Origin of the sequence: Nonomuraea helvata, assembly GCF_039535785.1 — a bacterium.
Classification (GTDB): Bacteria; Actinomycetota; Actinomycetes; order Streptosporangiales; family Streptosporangiaceae; genus Nonomuraea; species Nonomuraea helvata.
The window spans coordinates 871,905-885,553 of sequence record NZ_BAAAXV010000008.1 but is presented as its reverse complement, the minus strand read 5'-3'; the positions used below and the strand labels follow the sequence as shown (position 1 = coordinate 885,553).

Sequence of the window (13,649 nt, the reverse complement as noted above, 5' to 3'; positions counted from 1 at the left end):
TTGCCGAACGCGCCTGCCGCGCCGCCCCTGATCGACATCTCGGTGGCGGCGCCCGCGTACAACGAGGCGGAGAACATCGCGGCCGCGGTGACGGAATGGCGGCAGTACCTGGAGCGCCACCCGGCGATCGGCGCTTGGGAGATCGTCGTCTGTGACGACGGCAGCGGCGACGCGACCGGGAAGATCCTGGAGGAGCTGCGAGAGGACTGCCCGGGGCTCGTCATCGTCACGTTCGGGCGTAACCGCGGCGCGGGGGCCGCCATCGCCGCCGCGATCGCGCGTACCCGGATGGACTGGGTCGTGCTGCTGGACTCCGACGGGCAGTTCCCGATCGCCAACCTGGACCGGTTCATCGGGCGCATCCAGGCGGGTGCGGGGCTCGCGTTCTCGGGCGCCCGGATCAGGAAGGCCGACAGCCTGCCGTACCGGTGGGGGTCGGCGGCCAGCGGCGCGGTCAGCAACCTGCTGCAGCGCACCCACTACCGCGACTTCAACTCGATCTTCAAGGTGGTGTACGGGCCGCTGTTCCGCGCGCTGCCGCTGGAGTCGGCCGGGATGAACTGCTCGACCGAGATCACGGCCCGCGTCTCCGAGCTGGGACACGCCTGGGTGGAGCTGCCGATCGAGCATCGCGCACGGGGCGGCGGCCGCCGGGGCTGGCGGTTCTGGCGGGGAGCGCGCGACCGGGCCCTGTTCGTGGGCTACCTCGGGCTGCGCCACTGGCTGCTGCGCCGCGGTGTGCTCCGCGTCCCGGTGCTCGACGAGGAGGTCCGGTGAGGGTCTCCATGTTCAGCGGCGGGCGGGGCGCGGCCGGGATCGCCCGCGCCCTGCTGCGCCGGCCGGGGCTGGAGCTGTCCCTGCTGATCAACGGGTACGACAACGGGCTGTCCACCGGCGCGCTGCGCCGCTACCTGCCGGGCATGCTCGGCCCGTCCGACTTCCGCAAGAACCTCCTGCTCCACCTCGACCGCGGCGATCCCCGCCGGGAGCTGCTCGAACGCCGGCTCGCGCCGGGCACCACGGCCGCGGACCTGGGGCGGCTGATCGACGGGCCGCTGGACTACCGGATCACGCGCGAGCTGCGGGTCTTCGCCGGGCGGCTCCGCGCCGAGCCGGACGGGCTCGACCTGGCCGACTGCGCACTCGGCAACCTCGTGTTCGCCGGGGCGTACCTGCGGCTGAGCGAGGACTTCAACGCGGCGGTACGGACGTGCGCGCAGACGTTCGGCTCTCCGGCGAGGCTGCTCAACGTGACGGCCGGCGAGAACGCGTTCCTGGTCGCGCTCAAGGAGGACGGGCGGCTGCTGGCCGACGAGGCGGACATCGTCGCGCCGCAGGACGCGGCGGCCATCACGGGGCTGTTCCTGCTGCGGGAGCCGCTGACGGCCGCCGCACGCGCCGAGCTGGCGGGGCGGCCCCCGGAGCGGGTGCGCGAGCTGCTCGCCCGGCGCGCGGCCCGCGTCTCACCCGGCCCGGAGGCGCTGGAGGCGCTCCGGGACGCCGACCTCATCGTGTACGGCCCCGGCACGCCGCACTCGTCGCTGCTGCCCAGCTACCTGACGCCGGGGGTGGCCGAGGCGATCGCGGAGAGCCGGGCCGCGGCCAGGGTGTTCGTGGTCAACATCGGGGGCGACCACGACATCCAGGGGCTGACGGCGACCGATCTGGTGGATCGCACGCTGGCGTACCTGGGCGACCCGGGCAACGAGCGGCGGACGATCACGCACGTCCTCGGCCATCACGGCGCCTCCGGCGGGCCCGCGGTGCCGCGCGCGGTCGTCGACCGGGGGTGCTGGGCGGGGGCGCGCTGGATCAGCGTGGACCTGGAGGACGCCGACCGTCCCGGCACGCACAGCGGCCCGCGCACCGCCGACGCGCTCCAGGCCGTGCTCGGCGAGATCCCCCTGGCACGGGCCGGATGACCGGCCCCACGGGTTCCGCTCCCGCCGCCACGGCGGTGCTGGCGGGGGTGGTCGCCGGGCGGCGGGTGTGGTTGTGCGATCTCGACGGGACGCTCGTGGACTCGTTCCCCGCGCACGAGGCCGCCTTCAGGCAGGCCATCGCCGAGGTCGTCCCGGCCGCCCTCCCGTCCTTCCGGTACGCCGACCACGCGGGCGCGAGCACCGCCGAGGTGGCCGCGCTGCTGACCGGGGACCGCGAGGTGGCCGGGCGGCTGGCGCGGCGCAAGCAGGAGCTCTACCGGCGGTTCGTCGAGCAGGGCCGGGTCCGGCCGTTCCCCGGGGCGCGCCGGCTGCTCGACCGGCTGACCGGCGGCGGGCGGGTGGCGTACCTGGTCACCAGTGGCAGCCGCGGGTCGGTGGAGCGGGTGCTGACGGGCTCGGCGCTGGGGGCGTGCTTCCGTGACGTGCTCACCGCCGACGACGTGCCGGTGAGCAAGCCGGACCCCGAGTTCTACCGCCTGGCCTGCCGCCGCTGGCACGTCGATCCCGCCGAGGCCGTCGTGCTGGAGGACTCCCCGCACGGGGTGGCCTCCGCCGTCGGCGCCGGGCTGGCGACGCTGCACGTTCACACCGCCGAGCCCGCCCCCGGCGCGGTCGCGGTGCGCGGGCTGGACGACATCGTGTCCCTGTTGGAGATGACGTGAGTATTTGTGCGGTGATACCGGCCGCAGGGCGTGGCACCAGGCTGGGCCAGGGCATCCCGAAGATCATGATCGAGGTGGCTGAGGGTGTCACCGTGTGGCACCTGCTGCTGCGGCGGCTGCGGCCGTGGACCGAGCACGTCCACGTCGTCGTCTCCCCCGACGGCGCGGGCCCGTTCCGCGAGCTCGCGGCCGCGGAGATCGGCGCGGGCACGGTGTCGGTGAGCGTGCAGGAGCGGCCGACCGGCATGGGGGACGCGATCTTCGGGGCCGCGGGGCACTGGGCGGCGTACGAGACGATCCTGGTGGTCTGGGGCGACCAGGCGAACCTGTCCCCCGACACCGTGCGCGAGGTCGTCGCCGCCCACCCGGGCAAGGGGCTGACCCTGCCGCTGGTGCCGATGGCCGAGCCGTACGTGGAGTACGAGCTGTCCGGCGGCGAGCTCGTACGTGTGCGGCAGTCCCGCGAGGGCGACGAGTGCCGCCCGGGCGGGCTCAGCGACGTCGGGGTGTTCTGCCTTGCCACCGAGGGGCTGCGGGCGGCATGGGAGCGGTACGCGGCGGAGGCGGCGCAGGGCGCGGCCACCGGCGAGGTGAACTTCCTGCCCTTCCTGCCGCACCTGTCGCGGATTGGGGGCCTGCCGGTGACCGTGGTGCCGGTGGCCGACCCGGACGAGGCGCGCGGCATCAACACCGCGGACGACCTGGCGTTCGCCCGGCAGGCGTACCAGCGGTGCAGGTCCTGAAGACCCGCGCGGCGGACCTGCGGCAGGTGGCCGGGCCGACGCTGGTGAGCACGGTGGCCAGCGGCACGGCGGCGGCGACCACGCTGGTCATCGCCCGGGGGGCGGGGGCGAGCGCGTTCGGCCAGTTCACGGTGGTGCTGTCGATCGCGCTGATCGTCACCGTCGGCATGCTGACGAGCCTGCACTACGTGATGCTGCAGGAGCTGCCCAGGGCGGATCCGGAGCGGCGGCCCGAGCTGGTCGCCACGGCGCTGCTCGCCACGCTCGCGGTGACCGCAGGGCTGGCCGTGCTGGGCATGGTGGCGGCGCCGCTGCTGACGGCGGCGCTGAACGTGGACGCCCGCACGCTCGGCTTCGGCCTGGCGCTCGCGGCGTCGATGACGGTGAACCAGCTCACCGAGAGCTTCCTGCGCGGGCTGAAGAGGTTCGCGTTCGTGGCGGGGCTCAAGCTGACCATCGCGGTCGCCTACCTGGCCGCGGCCTCGTTCTGCCTGCTGGTGCTGGGCGTCAGGGAGGCGGAGCCGTACCTGGTGGCGCTGATCGCCACGAACGTGGCGTTCGCCCTGGCGGCGCTGGCGGCGGTGCGGGTGCGGCCGCGTCTGTGGTCGGCCCGGCTGGCGCGGTCGCTGTACCGGCACGGCATGTACGTGACGGTCATCGCCGCGCTCACCGGCGTGCTGTTCGGCATCGACGCGATCTTCCTGAACCACTGGGCGGGCCCGGCGGACGTCGGCGTGTACTCGGTCTACAACGGCTTCCCGAAGCGGCTGCTCGGCGTGGTGTTCACCGACGGGATCGGGCTGGTGCTGCTGCCCGCGATGGCCACCTCGGACAAGCCGCTGCTGATGCGGCGGATCGCCCGGCTGGTCCCGGCCGTGGCCGGGGTCACCGCGGTGGTCTCGTTCGCCGCGAGCACGGTGTTCTTCCTGCTGATGAGCGGCGACTACCCGTACTCGCTCGGCCTGATGGCGCTGTCGGCGCTGGGCATCGGCGCGCACACGGCGTTCAACCTGTACTCCGTCGCCCTGTCCATGGACGGGGTGCGCGGGGCGAAGGTGCTCATCGGCTGTCTGGCGGCCGGGACGCCGCCCGCGCTGGCCGCGCTGGCCGCCTGCATCCGCTGGCAGGGCCTGGCCGGCGGGCTCGCGGGGTTCGCGCTGGCCAACCTCGTCCTGCTGGCCGTCGTGGCGGCCGCGGCCGCCCGTGTCTACCGGAGCCCGACATGAGAATCGCCTACGTCGTCAACCAGTTCCCGCCGAACATCACCGCCGGCCTGGGCAGGTACGTCGAGCTGATCACGCCGTACCTGGCCCGCGAGCACGAGCTGACGGTGTACACGCCGAACGACGGCCGGCAGCCGGTGGACGAGAGTGTCGGCGGCATCCGCGTGTACCGGCCGCGGACGGCCTTCGTCAGCGGCAAGCGGCTCAACCGCACCAGGCGCGCGGAGTTCCTGCTGCTCGCGTTGCAGGTCGTGGTCAGCAACTGGCGTTACTTCCTGCGGCTGTGCCGCCGCCGCGAGCGGCCCGACCTGGTGGCCGTGCACGACTCCACGAACTTCCTGTCGGGTCTGCTCTGCCACTACGTGCTGCGGCTGCCGGTGGTCTTCCACGTGCACACCACGGAGTACGGCGTCGCGCCGCAGCGCAGTATCACCGACCCGCTCAACGTGTTCGCCGCACTGGAGCGCCGGCTGGCCAGGATCTCCCGCCGCGTGGTGGTGGCCACGCCGGAGGTGGGCGACCAGCTGAGGGCCGCGGGCTGGGACCGGACGCCCATCGACGTCGTGCCGCTGGGCGGGACGTTCGAGGGGGTGCTCCCGTCGTACGGACGGGACACGCTGAGTGCCGGGGCGCGGGCCCTGCGCGAGAGGCTGGGGCTGCCGGAAGGGGATCCCGTCCTGCTGTTCGTGGGCAGGATCGAGCGGCAGAAGGGCGTCTACCAGCTCCTCGAGGCGATGCGGACGGTGGTGGACGCGGTGCCGGGGCTGCGGCTGCTGATCGTCGGCGAGGGCGACGTGGCGGGTGTGGAGCGGATCGTCGCCTCGACCGGGTTGCGGGGGCGGGTGCTGGCCTCCGGCAGGTTCGTTCAGGGGCAGGAGCTGCTGGAGCACTACGAGCTGGCCGACGCGTGCGTGTTCCCGTCGCTGTTCGAGCCGTTCGGGCTGGTGGCGACCGAGGCGATGGCGATGGGGCGGGCGGCGATCCTGGGTGACGGCTTCTCTCGGCTCTTCCTCGGCCCCGACCCGGACGCGCCCGCCGCGTACGTGGTGCGGGCGGGCGAGCCCGGCGACATCGCGCGGGGCGTGATCGCGGTCATGACCGACGCCACGCTCCGCCGCGGGTTGGCCGAGCGGGGCGAGCGGTTCGTCAGGGAGAGCCTCAGCTGGTCCCGCGCCGCCGCCGAGACGGCGGAGGTGTATCAGCAGGCCGCGAAGACGGGCGCGCGGTGAATTCAGCGCCATTTCGATAACGTTAGGTCATCGATGGAATGCGGAGAGTGATGATGCCCTGCGCGACACGCCCGCGTTTGTTCGTGGTGAAGTTTTACCTGCGCACTTCGCAGCCGGATCCGCGCGAAAGTCGCCGCATATTCCAGAAAGAAATCGCTGCGGCCAGTCGGATATTCAAATAATTCCAGCCGGATGACAGTAGGCATTTTCCTGCGGCGCCCCGGAGTTGTGGCGAGCGGACCGGGGAGCCCGATTTCCGTTTCACACTCTTTGAGGAGATTAGTCCGCATTGTCCTAAGGCCCTGGAGCAGGAGATTTGCCGCCTGACGGGCACATGTACAATCATCGTGTTCGAGCTTGCGGCCAGGACTTTTGGCCGCAAGCGGAGGAGGGTTGGCCCTCGATATGAGGGGCAATTCTTTTCCTCCATGATTCCGGCGCGACTGTCTGCTGACTCCAGGAGGGGCGCCGGGACCAGCTGAAAACGGAGAGGTCTCCCGGGCAAACGGGAGACCTCTCCGTCATTTCTCCCCGCGAACGCCATTCCGGCCCCCACGGAGCGCGACCGGTCATGTCATGCTGCTGTCCACGAGGAACTCTCACATCCCTGTTTGCCCAGGCGTTGTCACACGAGGTTCGTCGTAAGCCGGCGCCTTGAAAGCGGCCGTTCCGCATTCGGCGCTCCCACCTGGAGTCGACAAGGATCAAGGAGGTCGCTCATGGCGACGTCGACCGCACCTTCCGCCAGGAGCCGCGGGCGTGCCCCTCGCCGGGCCGCGCAGCCGTCCGGTGGCCGCCCCCTCAGGGAGCAGCGCGCTGCCTGGGTGGTCGTTTTCGTGGGCGTACTGGTGACGTACGTGACATTCGTGCTCATGTTGCTCCCCCAGGGATACGACCTGTGGGTCGTCCTCGGCGCCGCGACCACGACCTGCCTGGTCGCGGGACAGGTCACCCGGACGGTGACGCTCATCTCCGCCGGACAGGGCACGGCCGGCGCCCTGGCGCCTCGTTCGCTGCTCGGACGGGTGGTGGCGTCGTGGATCAGGGCCGTCGTCGCGGACGTTCCGGCGCGCGACGCCGAGTGACCCGCGCCGTCAGGCGGGGGCTCTCCTGAGCACGCGCAGGGAGCCCACCGCCAGGCCCGTGACGAGCACCACGTGGACCGCCAGGTGGACGGCCATGAAGAAGGCCGTGAAGGCCGCCCCGCGCTGCCGGTGCACGAATCGCAGCAGCTCGGGGTCCGCCACCACGAACCACCCGACCAGCGCCACCGGCACCAGGAGCAGCGCCGGATGCAGCAGCGCCAGCGGCAGGCAGGCCAGTGCGAGCGCGCAGGCGAGGATGCCGGCCCGGCTGTTGGCGTTCTCCGGCTTGGCGGCGCCGCGCCTGGCCGTGGCCAGCGCGAGCGGGATCAGCGGCAGGGCGCGCCGCCACTGCTCGGCGAGGACCGGCAGGAACCGGTGGCCCTCGTCGTGGCGGCCCATCACGGCGTCGCTCAGCAGGATCCGCGTGCGCACGGCCAGGCGGCTGCTGTACTCGACGTCCTCGCTGTCACGCAGGCCCTCGTCGAGCCGGCCCGCCTCCAGCCACACCGCGCGGCGGATCGCGGCCAGCGCGAACACGACGCTGTTGACCTCGCCGAGATGCCTGCGCCGCCAGTGGACCTGGTGGAGGAGGCGGTAGCGCTCGACGGGGCCGTCGTCGATGAGCGGCTCGGTGTCGTAGACGCCGTGCACACAGCCGAGACCGGGATCGTCCTCCAGCAGCCGCACGGCGTTGGCGACCGCGTCCGGCCCCAACGCCACGTCGCTGTCGAGGAAGAAGATCACGTCGCCGGTGGTGCTCTCCACCCCGGCGTTCCTGGCCGCCGAGACGCCGCGGTTGGCGGGCAGCCGTACGACGCGGCAGCCGAGCTCCTCGGCGATGGCCGGAGAGCCGTCGTCGCTGGCGTCGTCCACCACGACGATCTCGTCGGGCAGCCGGGTCTGGGACAGCACGGACTCCAGGCACAGACGCAGGGTCCTGCTCGCGTTGTAGCACGGCACGATCAGCGAAACTCTCGTCACGGAGTCAACCCTTCGCGAGTCCCGGGGGGTCTCAATGATCTCGCAGAGCGCCCCCTCCGCGCATCATCGGACGGCCACCTCCTGCCGCAGGCGCAGGTCCCTGGAGGAGGACCCGACGTGGACCGTACGGCGGCCGCCCGCGAGCACCCATCGGCCGTCCGACCAGTACTGCAGCGCGCGCCGGGACACCGTCACGGTGAGGCGGCGCCGCTCGCCCGGCCGCAGCCGCACCCGGGCGAACCCGGCCAGCGCCCGCGGCGGCATCGGGACCGGCGGACGCGGCGGCGGACCGAGGTAGACCTGCGCCACCTCGGTGCCCTCCCGGCGGCCGGTGTTCGTGACGGTGAAGGACACGCTCAGCCCGCCGCCGGCGGCCCGCACCGACAGGCCGCCGTACGCGAAGCGGGTGTAGGACAGGCCGTGCCCGAACGGGAAGAGCGGCTCGACGTGGTTGGCGTCGTAGTGCCGGTAGCCGACGAAGACGCCCTCGCCGTAGACGGCGACGCCGCCCTCGCCCGGGTAGCGCTCGGCCGGCGCGGTGGGCGCGTCCTCGGCCCGCCGGGGGAAGGTCACCGGCAGCTTGCCGCCCGGGTCGGCGCCGCCGAGCAGGAGCGTGGCGGTGGCGTCCGCGCCCTCCTGGCCCGGATACCACATCTGCAGGACCGACGGCACGCGCTCCAGCCAGGGCATGAGCACCGGGTCGCCGGTGTTGAGCACCACGGCGGTGCGGGCGTTGGCGGCGGCCACGGCCTCGATGACCGCATCCTGGCCCTTCGCGAGGGCGAGGCTCGCCCGGTCGGCACCCTCGGTGCCCTCGTTGAAGGCGAACACGAGCGCCGTCCGCGCCCCCGCGGCCAGGGCGGCGGCCTCCCGCAGCGCCTCCTGGCGGCGCCTCGGGGTGATCCAGGCCAGCCTGACCTGCAGCGGCGTGCCGGGCGCGCCGGTCGCCGTGATGGTGATCGGCGTGGGCCGGCCGGACTCCAGGTGGACGACGCCGCCGGCGTTGGTCAGGCCGCCGGAGGTCGCGATGAGGCTGCTGTTACCGCCGATGAGGGCGCCGACCGAGCCGGTCCTGACGCCGCCGACGGTCAGCGAGATCGAGCCGTTGAACGCGGGCACGCCGCCCGCGCCCTGGATGCGCAGGTCGTAGTCGCCGGTCTCGGGCGCGGTCAGCGTGCCCGTCCACGTCCACGACGTGCCGGGGGGCAGGGCGTTCGCGCCGGTGTGGTCGATCTGGGCGGCGGCCTGCGAGGTGCCGCCCTGCGAGGTGCCGCCCTGGGGTGTGCTGCCCTGCGGCGTGCCGTCCCGCGGGGTGCGCCGCAGGGAAAGGGCGGAGGCCGGCACCGGGACGCCCTCCAGGTCCACCCCGGTCGCCCAGCTGATGCGGCCGCCTGGCCCGGCCTGACGGCGCAGGGCGTCCAGCGGGCTCTCGGCGTGGGCGGGGATCACCCGGGCGCTGCCGCCGCCGCCCGCCAGCGGATGGGCCGCGGTGGGGCCGATGACGGCGAGGCCGGCCAGGTCGGCGCGGTCCAGCGGCAGCAGGTCGCGCTCGTTGCGCAGCAGCACCGCGCCCGCCAGCGCGATCTCCCGCGCAGTCCTGGCGCCCGCCCGCGGGTCGAGGGCCGGTCGCGGCCTGGCGCCGCCGAGCAGGCCGAACCGGTCGAGCTGGACGAGGACGCGGCGGACCGCGGTGTCCACCGCGGACCCGGCCAGCTTCCCCGAGGTGACGGCGGCGGCCAGGCCGGCGAAGTTGACGCCGGACGGCATCTCCATGTCCAGCCCGGCGGTGACGGCGGGCACGCCGCTGTGCGTGGCGGACCAGTCGGACATCACCCAGCCGGCGAAACGCCATTCGTCGCGCAGGATCTCGGTCAGCAGGTGCGCGTTCTCGGCGGCGTACACGCCGTTGACCCGGTTGTAGGCGGCCATGACCGAGCCGACCCCCGCCGCCACGGCGGCCTCGAAGGCCGGCAGGTAGATCTCGCGCAGGGTCCGCTCGTCCACCTGGGCGTCGACGCTCTGGCGGGCATGCTCGAAGTTGTTGGCGGCGTAGTGCTTGGCCGTGGCGATGAGGCCCTCGCCCTGGATGCCGCGCACCTCGCCCGCGACCATCGCGGCGGCCAGCAGCGGGTCCTCGCCGAGCGTCTCGAAGTTCCTGCCCGCCTGCGGCACCCGCACGATGTTGGTCATGGGCGACAGCAGCACGTCCATGCCCAGCGCCCGGCCCTCCCGGCCGATGACCGCGCCGAACCGCCTGGCGAGGTCGGGGGCGAACGTCGCGGCGAGCGCGACCGGGGCGGGCAGGGCGGTGGCGCTCGCCGTGACCCGCACCCCGGCGGGCCCGTCGGCCAGGCGCACCTCGGGGATGCCGAGGCGGGGCACGCCGGGCAGGTAGCCCGCCTGGCCCTTGGAGGCCGGGTCCCGGGCGCCGTGCAGCAGCGAGATCTTCTCCTCCAGCGTCAGCTGCCGGAGCAGGGCGTCGACGTCCGCGCGGCGGTCGGGCCCCAGTGCGGGTGCGACGTCCGCGCGGCGGGCGGTTCGCGGTGCGGGTGCGGCGGCGACGGCCACGGCCGCCCCGAGGAGCCGGGCCATGTCGCGGCGGGTCAGCGACCGAGTGAGCGCCATGTCATCCATGGCAGCAAATCCCTGGTCCGGCGGAGATGGACCGGCAGGCAGTGGCGGTTTACGTTGCGGCAAAAACTTGCGCCCGCAAGGTGATATGTGATGTCGTCCGCTCCTGATCCCCTTATCGAGTCCAGGAGGCTTGGGCGTGCCGTTCATTGTGGATCTGACCAGCGGAAGCGTGGCGAAGGAGCATCGCTCGGCCGAGCGGGGGCATTTCGGCGGGTCGATTCTCGGGCTGCGGCTGATGGCCGAGCGCACGCCCGCTGGGCTCGATCCGTACGACCCGCGGACCCTCCTCTACGTGGCGGCCGGGACGCTGGGCGGGACGGCGGCGCCCGGGCTGGCCAAGGCGGTGTTCCTGGCGAAGTCCCCGCTGACCGGGGTGGCCGGTGAGACGCACGCGCTCGGGCCGTTCGCGGCGGGGCTGCGCGGGGCGGGCGCCAGGGCGCTGGCTGTCGTGGGGCGGGCCGAGCGGCTGTCCTACCTGCTCGTCCAGGGCGGCGAGGTCACCTGTCACCCCGCCGAGGAGCTGCGGGGGCTGGGCACGGCCGCCACCACGGACGCGCTGCGGGCCAGGCACGGCCAGACCGCGCACGTCGCGGCCATCGGGCCCGCCGGGGAGAACCTCGTCCGGTACGCGAGCGTGGTCACCGACCATGCCTACGCCGCCGGGCGGTACGGGCTCGGCGCCGTCTTCGGGGCCAAGAACCTCAAGGCGATCGTGTGCGTGGGCGACACGCCCGCCGAGGTGGCCGATCCCGAGGCGGTCACCAGGATCGCCGCCTACTACCGGGAGTCGCTGACCACGAACCCGCTCGCAGCGCTCCAGGCGGGGCTGCCGGGGTTCGCCGGTTGGGTCGGGGAGCCACCCGCCCCGGGGTACGCCTCGGTGCGGAACTTCTCGGTGCCCGGCGCGTCCGGCCTGCGGGTTCCCGAGGCGCGGGACTACGAGGGCCGGGCGGTGGCGACCACCGGCGCCTGCCCCGGCTGCCCGAACGACTGTCTCAAGGTGTACGCGCCTCCGGGCGCCGGGGAGCGGCGGACGGGCGGGCTCGGGCAGGAGGCGTTCCTGTCGCTGGGGTGGAACCTCGGGATCGACGACCTCGACGCCGTGCTCGGCGCGAACGCCCTCTGCAACGACCTCGGCCTCGACCAGGTCTCCCTCGGAGGGACGCTGGCGTTCGCCATGGAGTGCGCCGAGCGCGGGCTGCTGCCCGGCGGGCCCGCGTTCGGCGACGCGGCGGCGCTGCCGGGGCTCATCGGGGACGTCGCGACGCGCAGCGGCGCCATGGGCGACCTGCTCGCCGAGGGCGCGGCGCGGGCGGCCGCCACGCTCGGTCCCGGCGCAGCCCCGTACGCGATGACCGTCAAGGGCGCCGAGCTGCCCTGCTTCGACCCCCGCGTCCAGCCGGGCATCGGCCTCGGCTACGCGATCGCCCCGGGCGGGCCGCGCTACGACGCGCTGGAGCACGACCTCGACTTCGACCCCGTCGCCGGGCTGGCCTACAGCTTCGGCGAGGCCGCGCGGATCGGGGCCGAGCCCGCCCCGGTGGCCGAGCTCGACGCCGAGCGGGGGCGGCGCACCGCCCGGCTGCTGCGGCTGTGGAGCGGCCTCGACGCGCTGAACCTGTGCGTCTTCGCCTCCTCCCCCACCCGCCCGCTGACCCTCGACCATCTGACCGCCCTGGTCAGCGCCGTCCTCGGGGACGCGTTCACCCTGGACGACCTGCTGGCGGCCGGTCAGGCGCGGCTCGACGCGATGCGCGCGTACGCGGCCCGCGAGGGCGGCGGTCCGGACGAGCTGCCCGCCCGGATGCACGACGAGCCCGTCACGGAGGGCCCCCATCGGGGGGCCGTGCTGGACCGCGCCTCGTTCGGGCGCGCCCGCGACGCCTTCTACGAGGAACTCGGCTGGGACTGAGCTTGATCAACCTCTTGTCCGGTCACCATCGACCCGAGCCCCCCGCCGTAGACATCGCTCCGCACGAAGAGCAGGGTTTAGGACGCCCGATTTCACCCCATTGACAGCCCCGCAAAGCGGAGCCTAGGTTTTGTGCGAAACGTTTCGATCCAGGGAATCGGCAGGTGGATGTCTTCGATACGTGACGTGGCCGAGCGGGCGGGGGTGGCGGTCAGCACCGTGTCCGCCGCGCTCAACGGCACCCGTCCGGTGGCGGCGGACACTCGGCGGCGCATCAAGCGGGCCGCGGCCGACCTCGGATACCGCCCGAGCCTGCTGGCCCGCGGCCTGCAGAGCAAGCGCACCCACATCCTCGCCCTGCTCTACCCCGCCCCACGCAGCGGCTTCGGGGTGACCGAGATGCAGTTCGCCACCGGCGCCGCCGAGGCGGCCCGTGAGCTGGGCTACCATCTGCTGCTCTCCCCCGAGCACGCCGACCCGGTCGAGGAGCTGCGCCACCTCACCGGCCTGGGGCTGGTGGACGGCGTGCTGCTGATGGAGGTCGGGCTCGACGACGAGCGCACGGAGTTCCTCATGGAGGCCGGGATCCCGTTCAGCATGATCGGGCGGACCCGCGACCCAAGCTCGATCGACCACGCCGACATCGACTTCGCGGCCACGGCCAGGCAGGCCGTCGCGCACGTGGCCGGGCTCGGGCATCGCAAGCTGGCCTTCTTCAACCTCGCCGCCGACGCGTACGCGGCAGAGTACGGTCCCGCGATCCGGGCCGGGGCGGAGTTCGCCGAGGCCGCCCGCGCGGCCGGGATCGGCTACGTGGACGACTTCCGGCCCGGTTCGGCCGAGGAGGGCAGGCAGGCGTTCGACCGGCTGGTCGCGGCGCATCCGGACGTGACGGCGCTGGCGGTCATGGACGACCACGCGGCGGCCGGTGTGATCGCGGGCGTGGCGGCGCGCGGGTGGCGGATCCCCGAGGACCTGACGTTGCTGCTGGCGCTGTCGTCGGCGGCCGTCGCCGAGATGTTCCATCCCCGGCTCACCACGCTGGAGCCGCCGAGCGCGGAGCTGGGCGGGCTCGGCGCGCGCATGCTCATCGACCGGCTGGAGGACGACGGCCCGCCCCGGCACCGGCTGCTGCCCTGCCGCCTGGTGATCGGCGACAGCTCCGCCCCGCCGCGACGGCATCGAGGGCGACCGAGCCCGCCTCACGGAGTGAGGCCATGAACACGCAAAAGGACAG

General features: G+C 73.7%; 11 protein-coding genes. 9 read left to right on the top strand and 2 right to left on the bottom strand.

Features of this window, described 5'->3' with window-relative positions:
• The 7 genes from ABD830_RS31575 to ABD830_RS31545 all read left to right on the top strand — a co-directional run bounded on the left by ABD830_RS31575 (window position 1) and on the right by ABD830_RS31545 (window position 6,885).
• Entirely contained in the window at window positions 1-777 is a 777-nt protein-coding gene (locus ABD830_RS31575) for a glycosyltransferase family 2 protein (RefSeq protein ID WP_344995411.1), read from the top strand.
• A complete protein-coding gene (locus tag ABD830_RS31570; protein WP_344995408.1) occupies window positions 774-1,922 on the top strand; it encodes a 2-phospho-L-lactate transferase CofD family protein in 1,149 nt (382 codons plus the stop codon). The genes ABD830_RS31575 and ABD830_RS31570 overlap by 4 nt, the downstream gene beginning before the upstream one ends.
• Complete coding sequence (locus tag ABD830_RS31565) at window positions 1,919-2,605, top strand: HAD family hydrolase (RefSeq protein WP_344995404.1); 687 nt, start codon at window positions 1,919-1,921, stop codon at window positions 2,603-2,605. The genes ABD830_RS31570 and ABD830_RS31565 overlap by 4 nt, the downstream gene beginning before the upstream one ends.
• Window positions 2,602-3,348, top strand: a complete 747-nt coding sequence (locus ABD830_RS31560) for an NTP transferase domain-containing protein (RefSeq protein WP_344995401.1) — start codon at window positions 2,602-2,604, stop codon at window positions 3,346-3,348. The genes ABD830_RS31565 and ABD830_RS31560 overlap by 4 nt, the downstream gene beginning before the upstream one ends.
• Window positions 3,336-4,574, top strand: coding sequence for a lipopolysaccharide biosynthesis protein (locus tag ABD830_RS31555; protein ID WP_344995398.1), 1,239 nt, complete (start codon window positions 3,336-3,338; stop codon window positions 4,572-4,574). The genes ABD830_RS31560 and ABD830_RS31555 overlap by 13 nt, the downstream gene beginning before the upstream one ends.
• The gene (locus ABD830_RS31550; protein WP_344995395.1) at window positions 4,571-5,800 is read left to right on the top strand and encodes a glycosyltransferase family 4 protein; all 1,230 of its coding nucleotides are present in this window, start codon (window positions 4,571-4,573) and stop codon (window positions 5,798-5,800) included. The genes ABD830_RS31555 and ABD830_RS31550 overlap by 4 nt, the downstream gene beginning before the upstream one ends.
• Window positions 5,801-6,519: 719 nt before the next feature.
• Window positions 6,520-6,885: a hypothetical protein gene (locus tag ABD830_RS31545; protein ID WP_344995392.1), complete on the top strand. Its 366-nt coding sequence runs from the start codon at window positions 6,520-6,522 to the stop codon at window positions 6,883-6,885.
• Window positions 6,886-6,894: 9 nt separating this feature from the next.
• Here ABD830_RS31545 and ABD830_RS31540 read toward each other — a convergent pair whose 3' ends face one another.
• Together ABD830_RS31540 and ABD830_RS31535 are read right to left on the bottom strand one after the other, a co-directional pair.
• Window positions 6,895-7,866, bottom strand: a complete 972-nt coding sequence (locus ABD830_RS31540; protein ID WP_344995389.1) for a glycosyltransferase family 2 protein — start codon at window positions 7,864-7,866, stop codon at window positions 6,895-6,897.
• Between the two features lie 63 nt (window positions 7,867-7,929).
• The gene (locus tag ABD830_RS31535; protein ID WP_344995386.1) at window positions 7,930-10,500 is read right to left on the bottom strand and encodes a beta-glucosidase family protein; all 2,571 of its coding nucleotides are present in this window, start codon (window positions 10,498-10,500) and stop codon (window positions 7,930-7,932) included.
• A gap of 136 nt (window positions 10,501-10,636) precedes the next feature.
• Between ABD830_RS31535 and ABD830_RS31530 the strand changes: the two genes are divergently transcribed.
• Together ABD830_RS31530 and ABD830_RS31525 are read left to right on the top strand one after the other, a co-directional pair.
• Window positions 10,637-12,412: an aldehyde ferredoxin oxidoreductase C-terminal domain-containing protein gene (locus ABD830_RS31530; protein WP_344995383.1), complete on the top strand. Its 1,776-nt coding sequence runs from the start codon at window positions 10,637-10,639 to the stop codon at window positions 12,410-12,412.
• Window positions 12,413-12,580: 168 nt separating this feature from the next.
• Window positions 12,581-13,633 carry a LacI family DNA-binding transcriptional regulator gene (locus ABD830_RS31525; RefSeq protein WP_344995380.1) on the top strand — a complete coding sequence of 351 codons (1,053 nt, stop codon included), beginning with the start codon at window positions 12,581-12,583 and terminating at the stop codon, window positions 13,631-13,633.
• The last annotated feature ends 16 nt before the right edge of the window (window positions 13,634-13,649 follow it).